At 74.2% G+C, this 23,291-nt stretch carries 22 protein-coding genes; 12 read left to right on the top strand and 10 right to left on the bottom strand.

The window, feature by feature from the left end:
• Positions 1–44: 44 nt before the first annotated feature.
• Entirely contained in the window at positions 45–971 is a 927-nt protein-coding gene (gene tilS, locus GCE86_RS24020) for a tRNA lysidine(34) synthetase TilS (RefSeq protein WP_204343192.1), read from the top strand.
• A gap of 110 nt (positions 972–1,081) precedes the next feature.
• Here tilS and GCE86_RS24015 read toward each other — a convergent pair whose 3' ends face one another.
• Complete coding sequence (locus GCE86_RS24015; protein WP_154229018.1) at positions 1,082–2,044, bottom strand: GlxA family transcriptional regulator; 963 nt, start codon at positions 2,042–2,044, stop codon at positions 1,082–1,084.
• 150 nt (positions 2,045–2,194) lie between these two features.
• On the opposite strand from GCE86_RS24015, the gene GCE86_RS31720 reads away from it, so the two are divergent.
• The 4 genes from GCE86_RS31720 to folE all read left to right on the top strand — a co-directional run bounded on the left by GCE86_RS31720 (position 2,195) and on the right by folE (position 6,096).
• Complete coding sequence (locus GCE86_RS31720) at positions 2,195–2,332, top strand: hypothetical protein (protein ID WP_167537066.1); 138 nt, start codon at positions 2,195–2,197, stop codon at positions 2,330–2,332.
• Between the two features lie 99 nt (positions 2,333–2,431).
• Complete coding sequence (hpt, locus tag GCE86_RS24010; protein ID WP_154229017.1) at positions 2,432–3,007, top strand: hypoxanthine phosphoribosyltransferase; 576 nt, start codon at positions 2,432–2,434, stop codon at positions 3,005–3,007.
• Between the two features lie 378 nt (positions 3,008–3,385).
• Positions 3,386–5,395 (top strand): ATP-dependent zinc metalloprotease FtsH, encoded by a 2,010-nt coding sequence (gene ftsH / locus GCE86_RS24005; RefSeq protein WP_091267614.1) that lies wholly within the window; start codon positions 3,386–3,388, stop codon positions 5,393–5,395.
• A 35-nt stretch (positions 5,396–5,430) separates the two neighbouring features.
• On the top strand, positions 5,431–6,096 hold the full coding sequence (gene folE / locus GCE86_RS24000; RefSeq protein ID WP_091267005.1) for a GTP cyclohydrolase I FolE: 666 nt from the start codon (positions 5,431–5,433) through the stop codon (positions 6,094–6,096).
• 52 nt (positions 6,097–6,148) lie between these two features.
• On the opposite strand, the gene GCE86_RS23995 is transcribed toward folE, so the two are convergent.
• Positions 6,149–6,850 carry a hypothetical protein gene (locus GCE86_RS23995; protein ID WP_154229016.1) on the bottom strand — a complete coding sequence of 234 codons (702 nt, stop codon included), beginning with the start codon at positions 6,848–6,850 and terminating at the stop codon, positions 6,149–6,151.
• Positions 6,851–6,875: 25 nt separating this feature from the next.
• Positions 6,876–9,386, bottom strand: coding sequence for an FtsK/SpoIIIE domain-containing protein (locus GCE86_RS23990; protein ID WP_154229015.1), 2,511 nt, complete (start codon positions 9,384–9,386; stop codon positions 6,876–6,878).
• A gap of 210 nt (positions 9,387–9,596) precedes the next feature.
• Here GCE86_RS23990 and GCE86_RS23985 point away from each other — a divergent pair, with 210 nt between their 5' ends.
• Positions 9,597–10,157 carry an Rv0361 family membrane protein gene (locus GCE86_RS23985; protein ID WP_154230646.1) on the top strand — a complete coding sequence of 187 codons (561 nt, stop codon included), beginning with the start codon at positions 9,597–9,599 and terminating at the stop codon, positions 10,155–10,157.
• A 4-nt stretch (positions 10,158–10,161) separates the two neighbouring features.
• Here the strand turns inward: GCE86_RS23985 and GCE86_RS23980 are convergent, their stop codons facing one another.
• The 7 genes from GCE86_RS23980 to GCE86_RS23950 all read right to left on the bottom strand — a co-directional run bounded on the left by GCE86_RS23980 (position 10,162) and on the right by GCE86_RS23950 (position 18,843).
• Positions 10,162–10,761, bottom strand: coding sequence for a hypothetical protein (locus tag GCE86_RS23980; RefSeq protein ID WP_154229014.1), 600 nt, complete (start codon positions 10,759–10,761; stop codon positions 10,162–10,164).
• Positions 10,762–10,774: 13 nt separating this feature from the next.
• Positions 10,775–11,950 carry a M23 family metallopeptidase gene (locus GCE86_RS23975; protein WP_154229013.1) on the bottom strand — a complete coding sequence of 392 codons (1,176 nt, stop codon included), beginning with the start codon at positions 11,948–11,950 and terminating at the stop codon, positions 10,775–10,777.
• Positions 11,947–12,507 carry a hypothetical protein gene (locus GCE86_RS23970; protein WP_154229012.1) on the bottom strand — a complete coding sequence of 187 codons (561 nt, stop codon included), beginning with the start codon at positions 12,505–12,507 and terminating at the stop codon, positions 11,947–11,949. Before GCE86_RS23970 ends, GCE86_RS23975 begins: the two co-directional genes overlap by 4 nt.
• The gene (locus GCE86_RS23965) at positions 12,504–14,411 is read right to left on the bottom strand and encodes an MraY family glycosyltransferase (RefSeq protein WP_154230645.1); all 1,908 of its coding nucleotides are present in this window, start codon (positions 14,409–14,411) and stop codon (positions 12,504–12,506) included. The genes GCE86_RS23970 and GCE86_RS23965 overlap by 4 nt, the downstream gene beginning before the upstream one ends.
• Positions 14,412–14,598: 187 nt before the next feature.
• A complete protein-coding gene (locus GCE86_RS23960; protein ID WP_154229011.1) occupies positions 14,599–18,102 on the bottom strand; it encodes an ATP-binding protein in 3,504 nt (1,167 codons plus the stop codon).
• A gap of 49 nt (positions 18,103–18,151) precedes the next feature.
• Entirely contained in the window at positions 18,152–18,514 is a 363-nt protein-coding gene (locus tag GCE86_RS23955) for a hypothetical protein (RefSeq protein ID WP_091267032.1), read from the bottom strand.
• Positions 18,515–18,528: 14 nt separating this feature from the next.
• On the bottom strand, positions 18,529–18,843 hold the full coding sequence (locus GCE86_RS23950) for a hypothetical protein (RefSeq protein WP_148430941.1): 315 nt from the start codon (positions 18,841–18,843) through the stop codon (positions 18,529–18,531).
• A gap of 360 nt (positions 18,844–19,203) precedes the next feature.
• On the opposite strand from GCE86_RS23950, the gene folP reads away from it, so the two are divergent.
• The 6 genes from folP (at position 19,204) to GCE86_RS23920 (ending at position 23,213) form a co-directional block, all read left to right on the top strand.
• A complete protein-coding gene (gene folP / locus GCE86_RS23945) occupies positions 19,204–20,061 on the top strand; it encodes a dihydropteroate synthase (protein ID WP_154229010.1) in 858 nt (285 codons plus the stop codon).
• A 5-nt stretch (positions 20,062–20,066) separates the two neighbouring features.
• Entirely contained in the window at positions 20,067–20,426 is a 360-nt protein-coding gene (gene folB, locus GCE86_RS23940; RefSeq protein ID WP_148430943.1) for a dihydroneopterin aldolase, read from the top strand.
• Positions 20,423–20,950 (top strand): 2-amino-4-hydroxy-6-hydroxymethyldihydropteridine diphosphokinase, encoded by a 528-nt coding sequence (gene folK / locus GCE86_RS23935; RefSeq protein ID WP_154229009.1) that lies wholly within the window; start codon positions 20,423–20,425, stop codon positions 20,948–20,950. The genes folB and folK overlap by 4 nt, the downstream gene beginning before the upstream one ends.
• Before the next feature lie 61 nt (positions 20,951–21,011).
• A complete protein-coding gene (locus GCE86_RS23930; RefSeq protein WP_420846506.1) occupies positions 21,012–21,497 on the top strand; it encodes a DUF3180 domain-containing protein in 486 nt (161 codons plus the stop codon).
• Positions 21,498–21,616: 119 nt separating this feature from the next.
• A complete protein-coding gene (locus GCE86_RS23925; RefSeq protein WP_154229007.1) occupies positions 21,617–22,846 on the top strand; it encodes an ABC transporter permease in 1,230 nt (409 codons plus the stop codon).
• A gap of 58 nt (positions 22,847–22,904) precedes the next feature.
• Positions 22,905–23,213 (top strand): hypothetical protein, encoded by a 309-nt coding sequence (locus GCE86_RS23920; protein WP_154229006.1) that lies wholly within the window; start codon positions 22,905–22,907, stop codon positions 23,211–23,213.
• The last annotated feature ends 78 nt before the right edge of the window (positions 23,214–23,291 follow it).

Genomic DNA, 23,291 nt, shown 5'->3' with positions numbered 1-23,291 from the left:
TCGCCCCGGCGGTCGCCGCCGTCCGGCTCGCCGTACGCCGCGCGTTGACCGGGCTTGCCGGGGACGGGCCGGTGCTGGTCGCGTGCTCCGGCGGCGCCGACTCGCTCGCCCTGGCCGCCGCCACCGCCTTCGTGGCACCGCGCCTCGGCCGCCGGGCCGGCCTCGTGACCGTCGACCACGGCCTGCAACCCGGCTCGGCCCAGCGCGCCGAACGGGTGGCCCGCTGGGGGCGCGAGATCGGGCTCGACCCCGTCGAGGTGGTTCCCGTGACCGTCGCCGGCCGGCCCGGCGGCCCCGAGGCGGCCGCCCGCGAGGCCCGGTACGACGCCCTGCTCGCTGCGGCCCGCCGGCACTCCGCGGCCGGGCTCCTGCTCGGGCACACCCGCGACGACCAGGCCGAGACGGTGCTGCTCGCGCTGGCCCGGGGCGCCGGCCCGCGTGGTCTGGCCGGCATGCCGCCGCGCCGCGAGCGGGACGGGGTGCCGCTGCTGCGCCCGCTGCTGGACGTTCCGCGCGACGACACCCGGGAGGCGTGCGCCGCGCTCGGGCTCACGCCGTGGGAGGACCCGCACAACGCCGACCCCGCGTACGCCCGCTCGCGCGTCCGTGCCGACGTGCTGCCCGCGCTGGTCCGGGCGCTCGGCCCGGGGGTGGTCGGCAACCTGGCCCGGACCGCCCGCCTGCTGGCCGCCGACAACGCGGCCCTGGACGATGTGGCCGCCGCCGGGCTCTCCGCGACCCGGGCCGCCGAGGGCGGGCTCTCGGTCGACGGCCTGGCCGCGCTGCCGGCGGCCGTACGCACCCGGGTGCTGCACGCCTGGGCCCGGGAGCTGGGCGCCTCGCCGGCCGCCCTGTCCCACCGGCACGTGGCGGCGCTGGACGCCCTGGTCACGGACTGGCACGGGCAGGGCGCCGTCCACCTGCCCGGCGGCCTGCTCGTCCGCCGCCACGCCGGCCGCCTCACCACCTGACCCGTCCGGCGTCCGCAGGCCGGCCGGCCAGCTCGCCGAGGTGGCCGTGTCCGGCCGCGCGGGATACCGCCACCTCGCCGAGCCGGCGGCGGCGGGATGCGGGCCGGTGATCAGGCCTCGACGCGCTCGCGGAAGGTGGTCCGGTAGGCGTGCGGGGTGGTGCCGACCCGGCGGGTGAAGTGATGACGCAGCGCCGCCGCGTCCCCGAACCCGGCCTGGTCGGCCACGGTCTCCACGCTCAGCCTGGTCTCCTCCAGCAGCCGCCGCGCGAGCAGCACCCGCTGGTTGGTCAGCCAGTCGTGGGGCGTGGTGCCGGTCTCGGCCCGGAAGCGGCGGGCGAAGGTCCGTGGCGCCATCCCGGCGCGGGCGGCCAGCTCGTCCACGCTCACGGTCCTGTCCAGGTGCCCCATGAGCCACTCCAGCACCGGCTCCAGGGTGGGCGCCTCGGGCGCCTTCGGGATGGGCGCCTCGACGTACTGGGCCTGCCCGCCGTCGCGGTGCGGCGGGACGACCATCCGGCGGGCCAGCCGGGTGGCCGTGGCCGAGCCGTGTGCCTGGCGGACCAGGTGCAGGCAGGCGTCGATGCCGGCCGCGGTGCCGGCGCTCGTGAGCAGCCGCCCGTCCTGCACGTAGAGCGAGTTGCACTGCACCCGCGCCGCCGGGAACCGCTCCTGGAGGTCGTCGACGTGCCGCCAGTGGGTGGTGCAGTCGCGCCCGTCGAGCAGTCCCGCCTCACCGAGCACGTACGCACCGGAGCAGACGCTGAGCAGCCAGGCGCCCCGGTCGGCGGCCCGGCGCAGCGCGGCCAGCACCGGCTCGGGGACCGGCGTCGTCCCGTCGCCGTGGGCGGGCACGGCCACCAGGTCGGCGTCCTCGATGGGGGTCAGGTCGGCGGTGGGGGTGATCAGGAAGCCGGAACGGCTGCGGACCGGCCCGCCGTCCACCGTGCAGACGTCGAACCGGTAGCCGGGGAAGCCGTCGGCCGTGCGGTCGGTGCCGAACACCTCGGCGACCACACCGAGTTCGAACGCGGCGACCTCTTCGAGGGCGACGACGGCGACGGATCGAAGCATGTGACGAGGGTAACCCGACAGGTGGCAGGAAATCGAGGCTCACTGGCATTCCTGCCACTGTCCGAACCGTACGGCGGGTCGCAAACTTGATGGTGTCCGGTGCGCACCGGCGGCGAAAAGAACACCAACCACGCGAAAGCGAGCGCCGCCATGACCGTTCTACTGCTCCTGCTCTTCCTGCTTCTCCTCGTGGGCGCCAGCGCCTTCGGGCTGACCGCCGACAGCCGGGACTCGGCCGACTGGAAGCCGACCGACGACGGCCGCCGCTGGCGCTCCCGCACCTGCTGAGGTGATTTGCCCCGTCTGCGCCGTTAATCCTCGGCGGGACCGCGCCAAAAGGGGCGGCCCCGCCGACGGAGGCCATCCGGCGTACGGCAGGCTAGGAGCATGGCTGACGGCTCCTGGTACGACGCCGACATCGACCACGTGATCATCTCCGAGGCGCAGATCCGCGAGAAGACCGCGGAACTGGCCAAGCAGGTCTCGGCGGACTATGCCCACGTCGAGGACGGTCTCCTGCTCGTCTGCGTGCTGAAGGGCGCGGTCATGTTCATGGCCGACTTCGCCCGCGCGCTGGGCCGCCAGGGCCCGCCGGCCGAGCTGGACTTCATGGCCATCTCCTCGTACGGCCAGGGCACCACCTCCTCCGGCGTGGTGCGGATCCTCAAGGACCTGGACCGGGACATCGCCGGCCGGCACGTCGTGGTCGTCGAGGACATCGTCGACTCCGGTCTGACCCTCTCCTGGCTGCTGCGCTACCTGGAGTCGCGCTCCGCGGCCAGCGTCGAGGTGGTCGCCCTGTTCCGCAAGCCGGACGCGATCAAGGTGCCGGTCCCGGTGAAGTACGTCGGCTTCGACATCCCGACCGAGTTCGTGGTCGGCTACGGCCTCGACTTCGGTGAGCGCTACCGCGAGGTGCCCTACGTCGGGGTGCTCAAGCCCGAGGTCTACGCCCGGGCCTGACCCCGGCGCCCGGCCGCTCGTCAGCCGACGTTCAGCGGGCTCTCAGCCTTCCGGTCTACGGTAGAGGCCGGTGACGTGGAGGCACCCTCCACGCCCGACCCCTCGAACCGCGTGACCGGGCGGTCGGGTGGCCGGGTGAGGAGCTCCCCGCCACGCCGGCTCAAACCCGGGTTCGCCGTACGCGTAAGTGCCGGGCTCGCAAGCTCGCATCTGGCGCGAACGGTGTACCGTCGAATGACCGCGGCGCGGCAGTTGACGCGCCTCGGGGTCGGGGCCGGCCCGCACGGCGGCTGCGGCCGCCGCCCGAGGCGGCGACACCATTCAGACGGTCAGGACGTCGATCAGGAGGATGCGGGCGCCTCGGTGCCCGACAACAGCATGGAACGTACGCGTTTCTTCCGCCGACCGGTGGTCTGGATCATCCTGGTCATCCTCGGCGCCGTTGTGCTCAGTCAACTCTTCACGGCTGGCCCGAGCTACCACCGCGTGGACACGTCGGTGGCGCTCGACCAGCTCCACACCGCAAAGATCAACAAGGCGGTCTTCCAGGACAAGGAGCAGACGCTCCAGCTCGACCTGGCCCAGAAGACGAAGTTCGGCGACACCACCACCGACCGGATCGAGGCCCAGTTCCCCTACGAGGTGGGCGGCCAGGTCTGGAACGAGGTGCTGGACGCCAAGGCGGCCAACCGGGTCACCGGCCCGGCCGACACCAAGGTCTCCTCGGACAGCATCTGGGTGAGCCTGCTCGTCAACCTCCTGCCCATCGCGCTGCTCGTGCTCCTGCTGCTGTTCTTCATGTCGCAGATGCAGGGCGGCGGCTCGCGGGTGCTCAACTTCGGCAAGTCCAAGGCGAAGATGATCACCAAGGACACGCCGAAGACCACCTTCGCGGACGTGGCCGGGGCGGACGAGGCCGTCGAGGAACTGCACGAGATCAAGGACTTCCTGCAGAACCCGGCGAAGTACCAGGCTCTCGGCGCCAAGATCCCGAAGGGCGTGCTGCTGTTCGGCCCGCCCGGCACCGGTAAGACCCTGCTCGCCCGCGCGGTCGCCGGTGAGGCCGGCGTGCCGTTCTACTCGATCTCCGGCTCGGACTTCGTGGAGATGTTCGTCGGTGTCGGCGCCAGCCGGGTCCGCGACCTCTTCGAGCAGGCCAAGTCGAACGCGCCGGCGATCGTCTTCGTCGACGAGATCGACGCCGTCGGCCGGCACCGCGGCGCCGGCATGGGCGGCGGTCACGACGAGCGGGAGCAGACCCTCAACCAGCTGCTGGTCGAGATGGACGGCTTCGACACGAAGGGCGGCGTCATCCTGATCGCCGCCACCAACCGGCCGGACATCCTCGACCCGGCGCTGCTGCGCCCGGGCCGCTTCGACCGGCAGATCCCGGTCGACGCCCCCGACATGGAGGGCCGCAAGGCCATCCTGCGGGTGCACGCCAAGGGCAAGCCGTTCACGCCCGACGTCGACCTCGACTCGGTCGCCCGGCGTACCCCCGGCTTCAGCGGTGCCGACCTGGCCAACGTGATCAACGAGTCCGCGCTGCTCACCGCCCGCAAGGACCAGCGGGCGATCACCAACGACTCCCTGGAGGAGTCGATCGACCGGGTGATCGCCGGTCCGCAGCGCCGGACCCGGGTGATGAGCGACCAGGAGAAGAAGATCACCGCGTACCACGAGGGTGGGCACGCGCTGGTCGCCTGGGCGCTGCCGCACGCGGCGCCGGTGCACAAGGTGACCATCCTGTCCCGGGGCCGGTCGCTGGGCCACACGCTGGTCCTGCCGACCGAGGACAAGTACACCCAGACCCGGGCCGAGATGATCGACACCCTGGCGTACGCGCTGGGTGGCCGGGCCGCCGAGGAGCTGGTCTTCCACGAGCCCACCACCGGCGCCGGCAACGACATCGAGAAGGCCACGCAGCTGGCCCGCGCGATGATCACGCAGTACGGCATGAGCTCCAAGCTCGGCGCGATCAAGTACGGCACCAGCGGCGACGAGCCGTTCCTCGGCCGCAACATGGGCCACGAGCGGGACTACTCGGACGCGGTGGCCGCCGAGATCGACGGCGAGATGCGGGCGCTGATCGAGCTGGCCCACGACGAGGCCTGGGAGATCCTGGTGGAATACCGGGACGTCCTGGACAACATCGTGCTCGAGCTCATGGAGAAGGAGACCCTCTCCACGGCCGACATGGCCCGGATCTGCGCCCGGGTGGCGAAGCGCCCGCCGATGGCCCCCTACCACGGCTTCGGCAAGCGTCAGCCCTCCACCGAGCCGCCCGTGCTCACGCCCGCCGAGAAGGAGACCCTCAAGGCGCAGGCCCAGGCCGACGGCGCCTCGGTCGGCGGGTCGCCCTCGAACAACTCGGACGGTACGCACTGACCACCGACCCGACGGCCAGCTCCCGCAAGCGGGAGCTGGCCGTCTCCGCGACCGAGCCCGACGGGGACGACGCGCTCGACTACGTCGCCGCGCGCCTGATCAGCGGCAAGCTGACCGGGCGTCCGGTGGAGGAGAGCGTCGACCTGGCCCGCATCGAGAAGGCGGTCCGGGAGATCCTCGTGGCCGTCGGCGAGGACCCGGACCGGGACGGTCTCCAGCAGACGCCGGCCCGGGTCGCCCGCGCGTACGCGGAGTTGTTCGCCGGTCTGCGGGTGGACCCGGCGCAGGTGCTCAGCACCACCTTCGAGGCCAACCACGAGGAGTTGGTGCTCGTCCGGGACATCGACGTGATGAGCCTCTGTGAGCACCATCTGCTTCCGTTCCGGGGCAGCGCCCACATCGGCTACATCCCCGGCCCGGACGGGCGGATCACCGGCCTGTCCAAGCTGGCCCGGCTGGTCGAGGTGTTCGCCCGGCGCCCGCAGGTGCAGGAGCGGCTCACCTCGCAGATCGCCGATCTGCTGATGACCAAGCTGGCGCCGCGCGGCGTCGTGGTGGTGCTCGAGTGCGAGCACATGTGCATGGCGATGCGCGGCATCCAGAAGTCCGGCGCCAAGACGATCACCTCGGCGGTCCGGGGCACGCTCCAGAACGACGCGAAGTCGCGGGCCGAGGCGATGGCCCTGATCATCCCGCGCTGATCGCACCGACACCGGGCCCTTCCCTCGGGAGGGGCCCGCTGTCGTGTCCGGCTCAGCCGGCCAGCATGGCCAGCAGCAGGCCGGCCGTGGTCAGCACCGCCGGGACCAGGCAGACCAGCGCGCCGAAGCGGGGCGTCCGGTCCACGCGGTCGGCCGGCCGGGGCCGGAACAGCCGCCCCACCGCGAGCCAGCCCAGCATGAACGCGACGGCCGGCAGGGGCAGCCCCACCACGAGCGCGAGCACCGTGACCGCGCCGGTGCCGGTGGCCAGGAAGATCGCGAGCTGGACCAGCGGCACCAGGAACGCCAGCGGCCCGTAGACGAGCAGGTTGCGGGGGTGCGCCGGCCAGCGCGCCAACCGGGGCAGGCCGCGCGTCGCGAGGCTGTCGTCCGCCGCGTCCGCCCAGCCCCGGGCGGTGCGCAGCGCGGCGAGCACCGCCGCTGGCCCGGCCGCCATCGACCGGGCCGCCTCGGACACCTCGGGCGGTGTCGGCACCAGCGAGATCGCCGGTACGCCCAGCTCCCGCAACCGGGACTGCTGCGGGGCGAGGCGCTCGCGTACCGCGGTCAGTTCCTCGCGGGCGGCCGCCACCGACCGGGCCTGCTCACCGGCGGCGGTCGCCGCGGCCCGCCGTACGCCGTCGAGCTGGCGGGCGGCGGCCACGTAGTCCGCCCAGGCCGCCCCGGCCGGGTCCAGGTCGACGGTCGGGCCGCCGGACCGGGGCGCGGGCACCGCCGTGCCGGTGTCACTCACGACGATCCCTCCCCAGTTCTCGCGCTCACGAGCCCTCACCGAATGGCACCAGGACCGTGCCCTGCTCGCCGGGACCGTCCCAGAGCACCGCGCGGCCCGGCCGGGGCCGCCAGAGCACCGGCCGGTCGAAGAGCTGCTCCAGCCGGGCGCCGGGCACGTCGGTGACCACCACGGCGGTGAGCTTGTCGACCTCGCCCTCGGGGCCGAGCAGCCCGGCCAGCGGCGCCACCGTGCGCCACCAGCCGAGCAGGTGCCGGCCGGCGGGCGGCCCCTCCAGCAGCAGCGCCCGCAGCAGGTCGGGCGGCAGTTCGTTCGCGTCCGGTACGTCCAGGCCGAACACCACGAGGTAGCCCGGCTCGTCCGCCGCCATGGCCGCCCGTAGCCCGGTCACGTCGACGATCTCCACGCGGTGCCGCCCGGCCAGCTCGGCGGCGAGCACCCCGGCCGGCTCGGCCGACCCGTTGGCCAGCGGCGCCAGCACGAACCGCGCCGCGCCCGGGTGCGCGGCCGCCGCGCTGCGGACCGCCGTGCCGAGCAGTCGCTCGGCCTCGTCGTCCCGGCCCAGCACGGCCAGGTTCCGGCCGGCGGCCGGCCCGAGCGGCACGGCCACCGTGGAACGCCGGACGTCCACCGCCCGGCCGAGCAGCGCCGCCGGCGCGTGCGCCCGCCCGGCCAGCGCGGCCCGGTGCCGCGGGTCGTTAGCGAGCAGCGGGCGGGCGAACCCGGCGAAGACCACCGGCGGAGCGGCCCCCTCGGGCCGGGCCGACCACAGCCGGTGCCGCAGGTCGGCGAGGACCGCCGGGTCCTCGTGCGGGTCGGGGAACCGGATCATCCGCTCGTGGCCCCGGGTCGCGCCGCGCGGACCGCCCAGCCCACCGGCGGTGTTCACCACGGCGCTGCCCACCGGTAGGCCGGCCGCCGCGTCGTTGGTCGGCTCCAGCACGGCCGAGCCGCCGGGCAGCGCCACGCGCACCGGGAACTGACCGAGCAGCGGATCGCGGGGGCCGCCGATGCCGAGGTCGCCCTCGCCGGCCAGAACGAGATGGATTCCGTACGACCGGGCGGCGCGGGCCAGCCCGTCGAGCCGGGTCAGCAGGTCGGCGGCGAGCCGGTCCCGGTCGCGCAGCAGCAGCGGGAAGTTGTCGATCACGCAGACGATCCGGGGCAGCGCCTGGTGCTGGCGCAGCTCGGCGTAGCGCTGCCCGCCGGCCCGCCGGGCCGCCTCCTCCCGGCGGCGCAGCTCTGCCTCCAGCTCGCCGAGCAGGTCGGCCACGTACTCGCGGTCGGCGGCCATCCCGGCGGCCCGGACCTGAGGCACCCACGACCGGTCCCGCTCGGTCTGGAGGAACTCCACGAAGGACTCGCCGTCGTCGACGTCCGCCAGGTAGAGGACCAGCTCGTCCGGGCCGTAGCGAGCGGCCAGCCCGAAGAGCGCGTCGGTGAGGAACGCCGAGCGCCCCGCCTGTGACCGGCCGCTGACCAGCCAGTGCGGGGTCAGCTCGGTGAAGCCCAGGCTCACCGGCCGCCCCGCGGCGTCACCGACCGTGGTGGTCAGCCCGTCGACCGAGCCCTCCGCCCACAGGTCGCCGTCCGGCAGCAGGTCGGTGAGCGCCAGGCGGGAGCCGTCCTCGATCTGCCGGACCAGCCGCCGGCACACCCCGGCGACCAGCTCCTCGGGCGGATCCTCGTCCAGGAAGACCGGCGAGTTCAGCCCGCCCGGCGAGTCCGCACCCGGACCGCTGAACGCGGTGGCGGGAGGGTCACCGACCAGCGCGTACGCGGTGCGCACCGCGAGCGGGGTGGCCTGCGGCAGCGGCGTACCGGCGGGCCAGCCGGCCACCACCAGGTGCAGCCCGGCCCGGGGACCCTGGTCGGCCAGTTCGGCGAGCCGGTCGAAATCGGACGGTGCGGCCCCGTCGGGCAGGGCGGCCACCACCAGCAGCAGCGTCCGGTCGTGCCCGCGCTGGCGGGCGGTGCCGGCGGCCACCCACTGCTCGGCCTCGGCCAGCACCGCCCGGAACCCGCCCAGGTCGGTGGCGGGCGGCGGCAGCAGGCCCGCGTCGGCCAGCGCGGTGTAACCGGCGAAGGTGGCCCTCGAGCCGCCGTCGACCGCGCGGGCCAGCAGGGCGCCGGCCGGGCTGGCCGCGAACAGCCGCAGCAGCAGGGCCCGGAGCAGCCCGGCCACCCTCGGGTCACCGGCGTCCGCGTCGACGCTCAGATGGCCACTGCCGAGCAGCGGCACCAGCGCGGGGAACCGGGCGTCGTCCAGTGGCGCGGCGACACCGACCCGCACGAAGGCGGGCGGACCGTCTCCCGGCGCGGTCGTCGGGGCCAACGTCTCGAGCGGCTCCCCGGCCCAGCCCGGCGCGGCGACCGCCGCCGCGGCACGCAGCCGCTCGGCCAGCTCGTACTGCCGGTGGTGATCGGCGGGGGCGGGCCGGATCTCGTCGAGGATCCCGGCCGCCGCGGTAGCGGTGGCCTCGGCCCTGCGGTGCAGCGCGGCGGCCCGGCCGGCGCGCGCCTTCGGACTCGCCACCGTCCACCTCTCTTCCCGAGGCCGACACTCCTCCCCGGCTGTGACGGTATCCCAGCCGGGGGCCGTCCTCCGGGATGTCGGTCGGCGCGGTGCCCGGCTCGTCGGTGAACACGCTCACGCGCCGGCCGCGCCCGGCGGTTCGCCACGATCCGCCAGTTCTGAGGCATTGGGTACGTGCCGTGCAGCCGATAGCCTCAGGAGGTGGAATCAGTGCAGCCCCCCGCCGGTTCCCAGGTCTCCCGCGTACCGGCGCAGCGGACCCCGCCCGAGCAGTTGGCGCCGCCCGCGCCCGCTCCGGCGCCGGTACGCCCGAAGCGGCGGCTGCGGACCGTGCTCGCCGTGGTCGCCGGGGTGCTGGCGCTGGTCTGCGTCGGCGGCGGTCTCGTCGGATTCGTGCTGTACGACCGGGCGACGGCACCCGACCGCAGCGCCCCGGACGTGGTCGTGGACAACTACCTCCGGGCGTTGCTGGTGGACCGCAACGACACCAAGGCGCAAGAGTTCTCCTGCACGTCTGGTGCCGACCTAGACGCGATCCGGGCTCTCCGGGCCGAAGTGGAACAGCGAGAGGCCAACTTCAACGTCGTGGTCCGGGTCAGTTGGGGCCCGCTCACCCAGGCGAAGGACGACGACGCGGAGTTGGTGACGACCACGTTGACGATCTCCGGCTCGTCGAACGGGCAGACCCGCAGCAGCCGTCGCGAGGAGTGGCAGTTCCGTGTGGTCGAGCGGGACGGTTGGCGCGTCTGCGGTGGCAGCAAGATCGGTTGAGTAGTTACTCCAGCCAGAGCAGGTGCACCGGCACCTCCAGGGTGGTCGGTGGCTGGCCGCGCCAGGCCCACCGGTACCACTCCAGTTCCGGGGCCACCCGGACGCAGATGTCCCCGTCCGCGCCCGAGTAGGTCTCGGTGACCGCGCGGAGGTCCCGTTGTTCCACCGACCCGGTCACGTGCACCACGCGCCGGCCGGTCACCGCGTCGGCCTCGAAGACCGGTGTGGGCGGGCGCCGGGTGGGGGCGTCGAGCGAGACCAGCCGGAGGCCCGGCTCGGGTGGCCCCGCCGACGGCCGTCGCTCGCCCACAGTCTCCACCCAGACCCGCTCCAGCGGCACCAGCGGTGCGAAGACCTCCACCTGCTCGGACTCGGCGCGATACCACTCGTGTTCCGGGATGACCGGCACGTAGGTTCGGCTGCCCTGCACCACCCGTTCGTCGGCGCGCAGGTCACCGCGCCAGCCGAGGCCGGGCAGGCCGACCAGCACGCGACGCCCGCGCAGTTCGATCCGGCCGGTGGCCGGGACGATCTCGACCGGGCGGGGTGGCTGCGGAGCCCAGTCGGGGTGGTCCGCGAAGGGGTCGGGCAGTGGGTTGCTCATGTGCCGCCGCGCCTCACGCGGTCCCGTCCACCGGGGCGCCCCGGGCCCGCATGAACGGCACCGGATTGATCGCGCCCCGGCTGGACCGGTCGCCCTCCACATGCACCTCGAAGTGCAGGTGCGGGCCGGAGGAGTTGCCGCTGGTGCCGGAGAGGCCGATCACCTCGCCCGCCGCCACGGACTGGCCGGGCACCACCCGGGGCCGCTCGATCATGTGGCAGTAGCGGGTGATGTAGCCGCCGGCGTGCAGGATGTCGACGAACCAGCCGCAGCCGCCCTTGCCGGGCCAGCCGTCCCGGTCGCAGTCGCGCTTGCCCGAGTGGTCGGGATCGCAGCGGGCCACCAGCACCCGGCCCGCGGAGGCGGCGTGGATCTCGGTGCGCTTGCCGGCGGCGAGGTCGACCCCGTTGTGGCTGGGCCGCTCGGCCGTGCGGAACGCGGAGACGACGCCGCCGGGGAGCGGGGCGGTCCAGCCGGAGGCGGCGATCCGGGCCCCGGCGGCGGCGTCGCAGACCGCCTTGCCGGCGATCTCGACGGTCCGGGCGGCCCCGCCCGCGAGGGCGTCCACGATGCGGCCGGCCAGATCCTCGTGCTTGGCGTAGGCGTCCGGGAAGGCGCTGACCTGCACCCGCTGCGCCACCTCGGTGAGCGGCCGGTGCTGCCAGTCCCGCACCGTGACCATCTTCTCGTAGAACTTCCGCGCGGTGTAGGACGGAGTCATCCGCTGCTCGACGCTGCCCCACCCGGGCCGCTGCTGGAACAGACCCAGCGAGTCGTGGTCGGCGCCGACGCCCTCGTGGGGCAGGGCCAGCGACGCCGAAACCTTGCTGTTGGCAAGGTTTCGCAGCGCGGACTCCTGCATGGCGGTGGCCAGCGCGATGACCCAGCCGCGGGCGGGCACCTTCAGGTCCTGGCCGACCTTGATGATGACGGCGGCGTTGCGGAGCTGGCCGTCGCCGTACTCCGTGAAGCGCGGCATGTCCCCGGTGAGGTCGACCTGGTAGGCCGGGTCGCAGTTCAGGCCGGCGAGCACGCCGTCCTTCTGGTCCCCGCCGAGCTCGGTGAGGAGGAACGCCCCCGCACCGCCCACGCAGCAGAGCAGGGTGAGCACCGTGGTGACCGCGGTGACCAGCACCCCGACCCGCAGCTTGCGGCGTACCGGCGCGGTGACCCCCGCCGCCGCGCTCACGGCCGCTCCCAGTCGACGGCGTCCACCAGCCACCGGCCGTCGGGCGCCACCAGTTCGAGCCGGAGGCGGCCGTCGTCGAGCGGGACCAGCGCCTCCACGAACGACTCCGTCCGCGCCCGGAGGGTCACCGCGCCGGTCACCCGCCGGGCGGGCACGGTCTCCGGGTCGGCGCCGCTCATCTTCTCGACGAGCGCCGGCGTGGAGAGCGGCTGCAGGCGCGACCGCCACGCCTCGGCGGTGCTGCCCGGGCCCGTCAACCAGGCCGTGGTGAACCGGCTCGCGGTCTGCTCCGGGGTGGCCTCGCCCGGTCGCCGCTCCGGGGCGACCGCCGTCGGCGGGCTCGCCAGCACCCCGTCGTCACCGGCATGCGGGTCCACCGTGCTGATCGGCTCGCTCGGACGGGTGCTCAGACCGCGAGTCGCGTCGACCGGACCGGAGACCAGCCGGGCCGCGCCGATCACGCCGAAGACCAGGACGGCGATCACCAGCGCGACGCCGAGCCGGGACCGCAGTACCCGGGTGACCAGGAACTCTAGCGCCCGCCGCACCGGATTCACCGCGCCTCGGAGCGGACCCGCGGCGCCGGCTTCGGCGCCGGGGAACGGTCGGCCGAATCCGGCCGGTAGACGGTGAAGGCGGGCGCCTCCTCGGGCACGTCCGGACCGGTCCAGCTCGCCGGTGCCCGTCGGGGTCGCGGCGCAGCCGGGCGGCCGGACCGGCGCTCGGCCGCCGGGACCTCGTCGGGCTGCTCCCGCCCGTCGGGGCGGTCCCGCCCGACCACGCTGTGCGCCGGATCCTCGTGCCGGGCCTCGGGCCGGAGGCTGCGCTGGTCGGCCGTCACGGCGCGTCGCCGGCCCATCGCCGGCTCGGCCGTGCCACCCGGCTCGGCCACGTCGAGCCGGGCGGCGATCCGCATGTCCCGGAAGAACCGCCGGTGCCAGGAGCCGGCCGAGCTGACCGCCTCGCTGCTGTCCTTGCCGCCGAGTTGCGTGATCCGCCGGTACGGGCGGAGCAGCAGCCAGCCGACCACGCCGCAGAGCCAGACCAGGACCACCTGGAGCCAGCCGGGCAGGGTCGGCGTGTTCATGATCAGGTCCACGGCGAAGAGGTAGATGGCCGCGCCGGTGCCGAAGATGGCGATGTTGAACACGGCGGCGACCACCGCGTTGGCCAGTCGCCGCAGGCCGGCGCTCGCGGGGCGCATCAGCCCGACGGTGCCCAGGATCGGGGCGGCGATCACCGCCCAGCGGAAGATCAGGAAGCCGAGCAGTACCAGCAACGAGGCGGTCAGGTCGAACATGGCGAAGAGCAGCGAGGCCAGCACCGCGATGAAGCCCGCCCCGACCCGGTCCATGTCCCGGACGCCCTGGAGGTACTCGTACGCCTCCGGGTCCTCCGACTTGATCTGCTCGGCCACCCGTGCCCACTGCTGCTGCTTGGCCTTGATCGTCGCCTCGCGCGTCGCCGGGTTCTGCCGGAGTTTCTCCGCCTCCTCCCAGGAGAGCGACTTGGCGTCGTAGAGCGCCGGGCCGTACTTCTTGGCGGTCTCGCTGTCGGCCGAGCCGAGCACGCCGCGCAGCCAGTTCCGGTAGAGCATTGTCTCGGTCGCGGTGTCGCTGGCCCGCACGGCAGGTGGCCGGTGGTCCTTGCACGCCGCGGGGTTCGGATCGTCGCACTGCCCAGGTGGCGTGTCTCTCGAGGCTGGACCGACCGCGTCGTGCACCACGCCGAGGGTGGTGATCAGGGTGTTGTCGGCGATGTTCGCCGACTTGACCGGCCAGGCGGCCAGGGCGGTCACCGCCACCATCACGAGGATGGCCCACCCGGCCGTGGTCATGGCGTTGCTCATGTCCGACTGGCGCGAGCGCCAGAGCAGGTAGAGGCCGACCACGCAGATGGTGATGATGCCGAAGACGCTGAACACCTTCTGGTAGACGGCCTTGGTGGCCTGCTCCACCAGCGGGTCCGCCCAGCCCCACATGGTCCGCGGGTCCCAGGCGCGCTCGCGCAGCGCGTTGGACGCGCCGATGATCGCGTTGGCGAACATGAACTCGCCGTTCGCCACCATGGTGGTGAAGCGGTAGTCCGGATGCAGCACCGAGGAGGCACAGCCGCCGTCGACGTCGTACGTCGTGTAGCTGTATCCGGCGTACCCGTAGTCGCTGTAGAGGCCCTTGGGGCCGGGCTGCTTGGCGGAGTCGGGCCGGGACGCGAACCATCCGGCCAGGCCGGAGTCGGGAGCGCCGGGCACCGGGGCGTTGCGGCACTCCACCTGGTCCTCGCTCACCGCCTTCAGCTTGGCGACGCAGGCGCGGAAGTCCGCCTGCCACTCCTTGGTGCTGCACAGCTCGGCCCGGGCCTGGGCGGCCGGCACGGCGGCGTACGCAGGTGTCGCCCCGACCAGGGGCCAGGCGATCGTGGCCCCGGCCAACAGGCCGAGGGCGAGGAGGAGCGCCGCGATCCGTGCCCGGGCCCGAGAGCCTGTGTCAGAGTCCCTGGCCGGCCTGCGGCGGACCCAGACGGCGACCGGCCGTGTTGGAGTTCCGTTCGGATACAACACCGGTATCCGAACGGAATTCCGGCTTGCCGGACGCCGCCTGGACTCCGCCTCGGCTCGACCGGGGACTCTGACACAGGCCCTTGCCATGTCACGCCTCCAGATCAGCCAGGACGGTCGGCAGCTGCCCGGCGGCCTGGGCGACCGCGGCGGGGGTGGTGTCCAGGTGCTCCAGCAGCCCGTCGACGTACGACACGTCGACCCGGACCTTCTGCACGCGGCCGTCGACGTCGCGCATGACGAACTCGCGGAAGCCCAGCCGGGCGGCCGAGCCGCTGTCGGCCTGGGACAGCGAGGCGAGGGTGGCCTCGTAGCCGTCGTTGACCGGCACCCGGAGCAGCCGCAGCGCCTCGGAGGCGATCTCGGTGTCCTCGGCGATCCGGCCGACGAAGACGGTGGAGACCAGGTTCTGCACGTCGAGCCCGAGGATGTCCTTCGGGTTCTGTGAGGCGACCAGCGCGGCCAGGTTCCACTTGCGGGAGTCGCGAGCCAGGCGGACCAGGAACGACCGGCCGGAGCGCCAGCCCTCCATGAAGTGCGCCTCGTCCAGGCCCACGAGCTTGCGGGAGGACATCGAGCCGCCGTAGCAGCGGCGAACGGCGAGCCGGTGCGCGGTGTGCAGCATCGGCAGGGCCAGCGCCTCCTCGGCCGACCAGTACTCCCGCTCGATCTTGAGGTCGGGCAGCCGGAGCCCGGCCATGGTGATCACGGTGAGCGCCGCGTCGGCGCCGAGCAGCCCCTCGGGCGGGCGGCCGAAGAAGAGCATGGCCAGCGGCATCTCGGCGGTGTCGAGGAGCAGGTTGGCCAGCTCCCGGCCGGCGTCGTCGTCGAGCCCCTGGAGGCAGGCGACCACGTCGTCCAGGATGGAGGTCTCCTCGGCCGGCACCTGGCGTACGGCGTGCCGGAACAGGGTCGCGGTGGACGCCTCCCGGGCGACCTGCGGTGGCACCAGCATCATGCAGATGTCCTGCACGAGCATCCGGCGCTCGGCGCGGGCGTTGGACACCGCGATCTCGAACTCCCGGTCGCCGGCCGCCCCGGTGCCGAACTCGCTGCGCAGCGGCGTGGGGATCAGCGCGTACGGGGCCAGGGTGCCCTGCTCCGAGCCGGTCAGGTTGAGCACCCGCGAGTACGGCGCCAGCTCGGGCATGGCGCAGAGCCGGGCCAGCGGGCCGGACGGGTCGAGCAGGGTCACCTGCACGCCGCGCCGGGCGGCCAGGTAGCCGAGCGCGCCGAGCAGGGTGGACTTGCCACCGCCCGGCTCGGCCACGAAGACGGCGAGGCCGGAGCGCTCGCGGACCTCCATGGGGAAGTGCAGGTCGAGGAACACCGGGCGACGGCAGGTGCCCGCGGTCCGGCCGATGAGGTCGCCACGCCGGTCGCCGACCGTGGAGGCGGCCTGGGGCAGCGCGGCGGCGAGCAGGTTGACCGGCATCCGCCGGACGTAGCCGGTGTTGGCGATCGGCTCGCCGGGGATGAACTCGCGGGCCAGCCAATCCTGGTTCTTCGGGTGCTGGAGCGAGATGCGCAGCTCGCGCTGGTAGAGCTGGATGAGGCGGCGGGCCCGTTCCAGGCACTCCTCGCGGGTCCGGCCGCCGACCGCGATGCGGTGCCAGCCGTGCGCGCGGGCCGAGTCCACCGGCAGGCCGGTGGTCATCTCGTCGCCGATCACCAGCGCCCGCTTGGCCAGCCGCTCCAGCTCGGGCGGCGCGTCGATGCCGTGCTCGGCGTAGTCGAGCTGCTGGGACCGGATCATCCGGAGCCGGTGTTCGAGGTTCCGGAAGGAGTCGCCGGGACCGAGGATGTCGACGCGGGTCGAGAGCTCCATGGGCCAGGGCAGCCGCTCGTGGAAGTGCAGCCAGGGCTCGTGCCGCTCGGGGATCTCCAGCGGCTCCATCCGGCCGACCGCGAGCACGGCCACGTGCCGCTCCTCGCCGGTCATCCGGTTGACCAGCTTCACCGTGGAGCCGTACGGGGTGCGGTAGCGCTCGACCTGCTCGGTGAGGGCCAGCAGGTCGCCGCGTTCCCACCGGCCGTTGGTGATGGGGGAGAGCACGCCGGGCGGGGCCATGCAGAGCGCCACCGAGCGGTAGAGCAGCCACTCCAGCTCCTGCGCGGTGACCCGGCGGCCGCGCATGCCGAACGCGCCGAGTACCTCGTCGAACTGCTCGACGGTGCGGCCCAGCCGGCGCCGCTCGCCGTCGGCGGTGCCCCGCCCGAAGGTGCGCAGCAGCCGTTCGGTGAGGGAGTCGCCGAGCGACCGGCGGGCGAAGGTGACGCCCAGGTAGGTCTGGCCCTCGGCGTGGTTGACCGCCATGAGGTGCCGCTGCGCCGCGACCAGGTGGTCGGCCCAGCCGGTGGTGCCGGGGACGTCGGGCAGCGGCGCGGCGGTGTGCGCGTCGATGGTGCGGGCCCACTCGTCGGCCGGGAACGGCCGGGTGGTGCGGCGCAGGTGCAGCCGGAAGCCGGCGAGGCCGGCGTACTGCTCGGAGATCGCGGAGAGCAGCGCTTCGCGCTCGGCGTCGGGGCGGAACGCCCAGCGCACCTCGGGCAGCCAGTACCAGGCGGTGACCGTGTTGGGGGTGAAGGTGAGGTGGCCGGCGATCTCGGTGATGGCCAGCTCGACCGACGGGTCCCGGTCACCGAACTTGATCTTCGGGGCCTTGACCCGGACCGGCTTCGCGGGCTTGCCGCCGCGCTCCGGGGACCGCTGCCGGGGCGGGGCCACCTCCCGGCCGGACGGCGTGGCCAGCTCGCGCGCCTCCGGCCGCAGCTCCGCCTTCCGCCGGTCGCGCCGGCGGGCGGGGCGCTCGGCCGGGGTCTCCGGCTCGGCCTGCTCCGGCTCGACGGTGGACCGGAGCGCCGGGAGCCGGTCGCCGACCTGGTGCGGCACCCGGGTGCGGGTGGCCGGCGCCGGTTCGAGGGCGGGCTGCTCCGGCGCTTCGGGAGCGGCGTGCTCCGTCGGGTGGGCGGCCTCGACCGCCGCGCGGGGCCGGCCCACGGGGCGGACGCCGGGCGCGCTCTCCCGGAATCGGGCAGCCGGCGGCTCGTCCTCGGGCCGAGCCGGCAGGGCAGGTGGCGGCAGGGGCCGCTCGACCGGCTCCACCGGAGCGACGTGCTGGTGCGGGACCGGCAGGGGCGACTCGACCGGCTCGACCGGCGCGGCGTGCTGGGACGGGAGAGCCCGGGGCGGCAGGGCCGGCTCGGTGTGCTGGTGCGGGATGGGCAGCGCGTCGCGGCCGACGCCGCGCCGGGGCGGCGCCACCACCGGCTCGACCGGGACCGGCGGGCCGGCGGGCGGGCTCGCCGGGCGGCGGACCCGGGGCTGTGCGCCGCCGAAGAGGTCGAGGAAGGGGGAGTCGATGTCGCCGCTGTCGGTGACCACCGGCTCCCGCTGCTCGGTGCCGCGCGGCGCCAGCGGCCGGGGCGGCTGGAAGACCCCGACGCGACCGTGCTGGGGGCTGGGCACCAGCGCTGGGTCGAGGGTGGCCTCGTCCAGCTCCTCGTCCGGTGGGTAGTCGAACGATCGCGCACGGTTACCGTAGGGCCCGGCCGGACGTCCGGCCGGGGAACCCGGCGTGGAAGAGCGACTCATGCGACCGCCTCACCCGCGTCGTTCGTCTGCGCCGTCGGCGTACGCCCGGTCATGCCAGTTCCTCCCGGATCCTGATCCGGCTCGCGACGAGGCGCGGGTCGCGCTGCTCGGCGGCCGGCTCCCGGGTGCGTCGCCAGTCCGTCAGCGCGGTCCGGATGACCATGCGCGCCGGCCGGTCCGGGTCGACGTACCGGAAGATGAACGAGGTCGTCACGATGGCGAGCGAGATCTCCCAGGCGGGGAACAGCTCGACCTGGAGCGTGAACAACCAGTGGATGAACATGTAGAGGGGTACGAGCAGCATGAACAGGCCGTACTGGGCGTACGGCAGGTGGACGGGAAGGGTGTACCCGGGCGGCCCCAGGTAGACGAGGCGTGCCCGGTAGATGTCGTCGTCGGTGCGCAGCCGCATCGTCGCCCAACGCCCTATTCGAAGATCAGCTTGATCAGGTAGTCGCCGACGAAGAACAGTGTCGCCGCGCCGGCGATGAAGGCCAGCCCGATGATCGCGATGGCGGAGCTGGTCAGCACCTTGGAGATCTCACCCCGGCTGGCCCGGCCGATGAAGATCACGCCGAGCACCGCGAGCAGGATCGGCGCGATCTTGCTGGCGAAGAAGGAGACGACGCCGCTGGTGTCGATGCCCTTGGGAGCCGGCTCGGCGAGTGGAGTCGACGCCAGGGTGTGGAGCGCGTGGTCGACGGCGGCGGACGCCGTCCCCATGAGCTCGATGGCGATCACTGAAAACCTCCCCAAGGTCGCGGCCGGCGGCGCCGCGGTGGTGCATGTGGGCAAAGCCTGGCGGGATGGTGCTCGTTGCACACAGCGTCGGCGACGCTGCGTTCTTCACCCACCACGCAGAGTGGTGAGCTTTGGGGGGATTCTTCCCGCTTCGGCCCTCCCTCCAGGCTTCGCCATCTCAATGCTGGGCAATTCCAAAGCGTACGGCCCGGTTACCTTTGCGACAACCCGCGAAGAGTCGACCCGGAACGGACGCGAAGACCGATCGTACACCTGTTCCAATGGGCACGTCAGGGGCGTCGTCCGACGGGGTTGCCCGGGCCACCGGAAGCCCTGTTGGCGACCGGTACTGTCGGGTCCGTGACCGATCTGGTACGGGCGGAGGCCCCGGTGGTGATGGGCGTCCTCAACGTCACGCCCGACTCCTTCTCCGACGGCGGCAGATACGCCGACCTGGACGCCGCCGTCGCACACGGAGTGCGACTGCGGGCCGCCGGCGCGGACCTGGTCGACGTGGGCGGCGAGTCGACCCGGCCGGGTGCCGACCGGGTCGACGCGGACACCGAGATCGCCCGGGTGCTGCCGGTGATCCGCGAGCTGAGCGCCGCCGGCATCCCGGTCAGCATCGACACCAGCCGGGCCCGGGTCGCCGAGGCGGTCCTCGCCGCCGGTGCGGACGTGGTCAACGACGTCTCCGGTGGCCTCGCCGACCCGGACATGGCCCGGGTGGTCCGGGACGCCGGCTGCCCCTGGGTGCTGATGCACTGGCGGGGCCACTCGCGCGAGATGCGCGACCTGGCCCGGTACACCGACGTGGTGGCCGACGTACGGGCCGAGCTGAGCGAGCGGGTCGACGAGGCCCTGGCCGCCGGGGTGGCCGCCGACCGGATCATCGTCGACCCGGGGCTGGGCTTCGCGAAGACCGCCGCGCACAACTGGGAGCTCAGCGCCCGCCTGCCCGAGCTGGTCGACCTCGGCTTCCCGCTGCTGTTCGGGTCGAGCCGCAAGTCCTATCTCGGCCGGCTGCTGGCCGACGCCGACGGCAACCCCCGGCCGACCGCGGAGCGGGAGGCGGCCACCGTCGCCACCAGCGTGCTCGCCGTGGCGGCCGGCGCCTGGGGGGTCCGTGTGCACGACGTCCGGGGCACGGCCGACGCGCTCGCCGTCTGGCGGGCCACCGGCCGCCCGCGCCTGGCCCGGCCCACCACCGAGGAGTGAGAGCCATGACCGACCGGATCGAGCTGACCGGCCTGCGCGCGCACGGCCGGCACGGCGTCTACGACTTCGAACGCGCACAGGGGCAGGAGTTCGTGGTCGACGCGGTGCTCGAACTCGACCTGGCCCCGGCGGCCCGCTCCGACGAGGTGACCGACACCGTGCACTACGGCGAGCTGGCCGAGAAGCTGGTCGCCGTGGTCACCGGCGAGCCGGTCAACCTCATCGAGACGCTCGCCGACCGGCTGCTCGCGGTCTGCCTGGCCGAACCGCTGGTCGCGGCCGCGACGGTCACCGTGCACAAGCCGGAGGCCCCCATCCCGCACACCTTCCGGGACGTGGCGGTGACGATGCGGCGTACCCGATGAGCCGGGCCGTGCTGTCGATCGGCAGCAACCTGGGCGACCGCCTCGCCCACCTGCGCGCCGCGGTGGCCGCGTTCGGCGACACCGTGCTGGTGGTCTCCGGCGTCTACGAGACTCCACCGTGGGGGGACGCCGACCAGCCCGCGTACCTCAACGCGGCGCTGCTGGCCGGGGACCCGGCGGCGACCCCGCGCGACTGGCTGGCGCGGGCCCGGGCCGCCGAGGCGGCGGCCGGGCGCACCCGGGACCCGGAGCGGCGGTACGGGCCGCGCACCCTGGACGTGGACGTGATCGCGGTCTGGGACGCGGCCGGGGAGCCGGTGCACAGCGCGGATCCGGAGCTGACCCTGCCGCACCCGCGGGCCCACCTGCGCGCCTTCGTGCTGCGGCCGTGGATCGACATCGAGCCGCACGGCCGGCTGCCCGGGCACGGCTGGCTGACCGACCTGCTGAACGCCGAGCCGCTGGCCTCCGACGCGCTGGAACTCAGTCCGCGCCCCGATCTGGCGTTAGAGTCGGACACATGACCCTGTGGAGCCGGACGGCATGAGCCAGGCGCAGTCCCCGCGCGACCCCGACCGTTTCCGGATGGGTCCGACCCGGATCTCCACGCTGGTGGTGGCCGCGCTGGCCGCCGCCGCGGTGGCCTGGCTGCTGATCAGCAGCTTCTACGGGTCGGCCCCCGACCTGCCCTGGCTGCCGGTGGTCACCCTGGCGGGTCTGGCCGTGCTGGAGGCGTACGCGGCGGTCAACACCCGAGCGCGGATCGAGCGGCGTCCCGGCCGGGGCCCGGTGAATCCGCTGCTGGTCGCCCGGTTCGTGGCGCTGGCCAAGGCGTCCGCGCTGGCCGGCGCCATCTTCGCCGGCTTCTACGCCGGGCTGACCGGCTGGCTCTTCCTGGAGCCGACCAACGCCGCCGCGGACGACCGGCCGGCCGGCGGGGCCGGCCTGCTCGCCTCGCTCGCCCTGGTCGCGGCGGCGCTGTGGCTGGAGCGGTCCTGCCGGGTCCCCGAGCAGGAGGACGACGAGGATCGCGAGCCCGGCGACCGGGAGACTCCGCGCGGCCGCCTCTGAACAGGGGGTTCCCAGCACCTGTCCCCGCCGGTACCGTGCCTGGCGACCGGAGAGCAACGGCCGCCGCCGGTCCGCCCGCGCGTCGGACCGCTCGGCTGGCCACGTGGGAGGCGCGGGCCATGGCGTACGACGAGACGGGCCGGAATGCGCCGGTGGAGACGTCGTCCGGCGTGCCCGCGGCCGTGCTGGAGAACGTCTTCGACGACCCCTCGCACGGGGAGCCCGGCCGGGACCGGATCGCCGTCCACGTGGTCTGGGAGTTCCTGCTGCTGCTCGGGCTGGTCGCGGTGACCTGGCTGCTCTGGCGCGAGGACGCGGACGCGCTGCGTGGCAACGCCCTGAAGACGCTGCTGGTCGACGTGGCCGGGCTCGGGCTGCTCACCCTGGCCGCCGGGCTCAGCCTGCGCGCCGCCGCGGTGAACCTGGCGATCGGGCCGGTCGCGCTGGCCGCCGCGCTGCACTTCGCCGAGCAGGGCGACCGGGGCGTGCGGGAGGCGCTGCTCCCGGCGCTGGTGGTGGCGGCGGTCGGCGGGCTGGCGCTCGCGCTGGCCGTCGTGGTGCTGCACGTGCCCGGCTGGGCGGCCAGTCTGGCCGGCGCGGCCGGCGTCATCGTGTACATCGAGCGGCGGACCACCCCGGTGGTGGTGCAGGGCGGCTACGATCCCCGGCGCACCGCCCTCTACCTCTTCGTGGGCTTCGCCGCCGTGGCCGTGCTGGGCGGGCTCTTCGGCGCGATCAAACCGGTCCGCCGGCTGGTCGGACGGTTCCGGCCGGTCGACGACCCGGCCCGGCGACGGGGTGCCGTGGCGGCCACGGTCACCGCGCTGGCACTGATCGCCTCGACGATCCTGGCCGTGCTCGGCGGGGTGCTGATCGCCGCGAACGGGGACGGTCCGGTGGCCCCCGCCACCGGGCTCGACTGGTCGGTGCTGGCCCTCGGCGCCGTGATGCTCGGCGGCACCAGCGCGTACGGCCGGCGCGGCGGGATCTTCGGCACCCTGCTGGCGGTATGCACGGTCGAGGTGTTCCTGGCCTGGGCCGTCGCGCAGGACTGGACGTTCAGCCGGTGGGCCGTGGGCGGGGCGACCCTCGGCGCCGGTCTGCTGGTCACCCGGCTGGTCGAGACGTTCGGCCGGCCCCGGCCGGCGGCACCGAACGCCGTACCGGGCGGCCCGGCGGGGCCGGGCGGCGACGGCGCGATCAGCACCGGCTGGGCGCTGACGCCTCCGCCCGACCCGGCCGACGCCTGGCCCTCGGTGCTGCCGGTGCGGAGCACCGACACCGTCGACTCGTGGGAGTCGCCGCGCTGGGAGAGCGAGCCGCGCCGCTGGGACGCCGGGGACCGCTGACGGCGCGGGGGTCGCGTCCGTCCGGCCGGAGCTGATCTCGCCGGTTAGGCTCGGCGGCATGACGGAGACTCCTGCCCCCGGCGGCCGTACCTTCGACGAGCTGGACAAGCTCTCCACCGAGGACCTGCGCGAGCAGGCGTTCCACCTGGCCCGGGAGCGCCGCGACATCGAGTTCTTCTGGACGGTGCTGCGGCACATGCCCAACGCGGACGAGGCCGCGATCCTGGACGGCGCTCCCAACTCGATCGGGCCGATCATCGACGAGGCCAACGCCCTGTGGCGGGAGATGACCGGGCACGGTTACGAGGAGCAGGAGTCCACGCCGCTGCTGCGGGCCGCCTTCATCGACTACCTGCTGAAGCACTAGGCGGTGACCACCCGCCGGCCCCCGGCGGTTTCCCGGGTACGCAGGTTTGCCCGGCGCGGCGGCCCGGGAACTGACCGC

Source organism: Micromonospora terminaliae (assembly GCF_009671205.1).
Lineage (GTDB): Bacteria > Actinomycetota > Actinomycetes > Mycobacteriales > Micromonosporaceae > Micromonospora > Micromonospora terminaliae.
Note: the sequence above shows the minus strand (reverse complement) of the source record. Positions and strands in the feature narration are given on the sequence as shown.

Excerpts from the sequence above, each read along its gene's own strand:
- GCE86_RS24015 (WP_154229018.1), bottom strand. The coding sequence starts at position 2,044 with ATGCTTCGATCCGTCGCCGTCGTCGCCCTCGAAGAGGTCGCCGCGTTC.
- GCE86_RS31720 (WP_167537066.1), top strand. The coding sequence starts at position 2,195 with ATGACCGTTCTACTGCTCCTGCTCTTCCTGCTTCTCCTCGTGGGCGCC.
- hpt (WP_154229017.1), top strand. The coding sequence starts at position 2,432 with ATGGCTGACGGCTCCTGGTACGACGCCGACATCGACCACGTGATCATC.
- ftsH (WP_091267614.1), top strand. The coding sequence starts at position 3,386 with ATGGAACGTACGCGTTTCTTCCGCCGACCGGTGGTCTGGATCATCCTG.
- GCE86_RS23980 (WP_154229014.1), bottom strand. The coding sequence starts at position 10,761 with ATGAGCAACCCACTGCCCGACCCCTTCGCGGACCACCCCGACTGGGCT.
- GCE86_RS23960 (WP_154229011.1), bottom strand. The coding sequence starts at position 18,102 with ATGAGTCGCTCTTCCACGCCGGGTTCCCCGGCCGGACGTCCGGCCGGG.
- GCE86_RS23955 (WP_091267032.1), bottom strand. The coding sequence starts at position 18,514 with ATGCGGCTGCGCACCGACGACGACATCTACCGGGCACGCCTCGTCTAC.
- folB (WP_148430943.1), top strand. The coding sequence starts at position 20,067 with ATGACCGACCGGATCGAGCTGACCGGCCTGCGCGCGCACGGCCGGCAC.
- folK (WP_154229009.1), top strand. The coding sequence starts at position 20,423 with ATGAGCCGGGCCGTGCTGTCGATCGGCAGCAACCTGGGCGACCGCCTC.
- GCE86_RS23930 (WP_420846506.1), top strand. The coding sequence starts at position 21,012 with ATGGGTCCGACCCGGATCTCCACGCTGGTGGTGGCCGCGCTGGCCGCC.
- GCE86_RS23925 (WP_154229007.1), top strand. The coding sequence starts at position 21,617 with ATGGCGTACGACGAGACGGGCCGGAATGCGCCGGTGGAGACGTCGTCC.
- GCE86_RS23920 (WP_154229006.1), top strand. The coding sequence starts at position 22,905 with ATGACGGAGACTCCTGCCCCCGGCGGCCGTACCTTCGACGAGCTGGAC.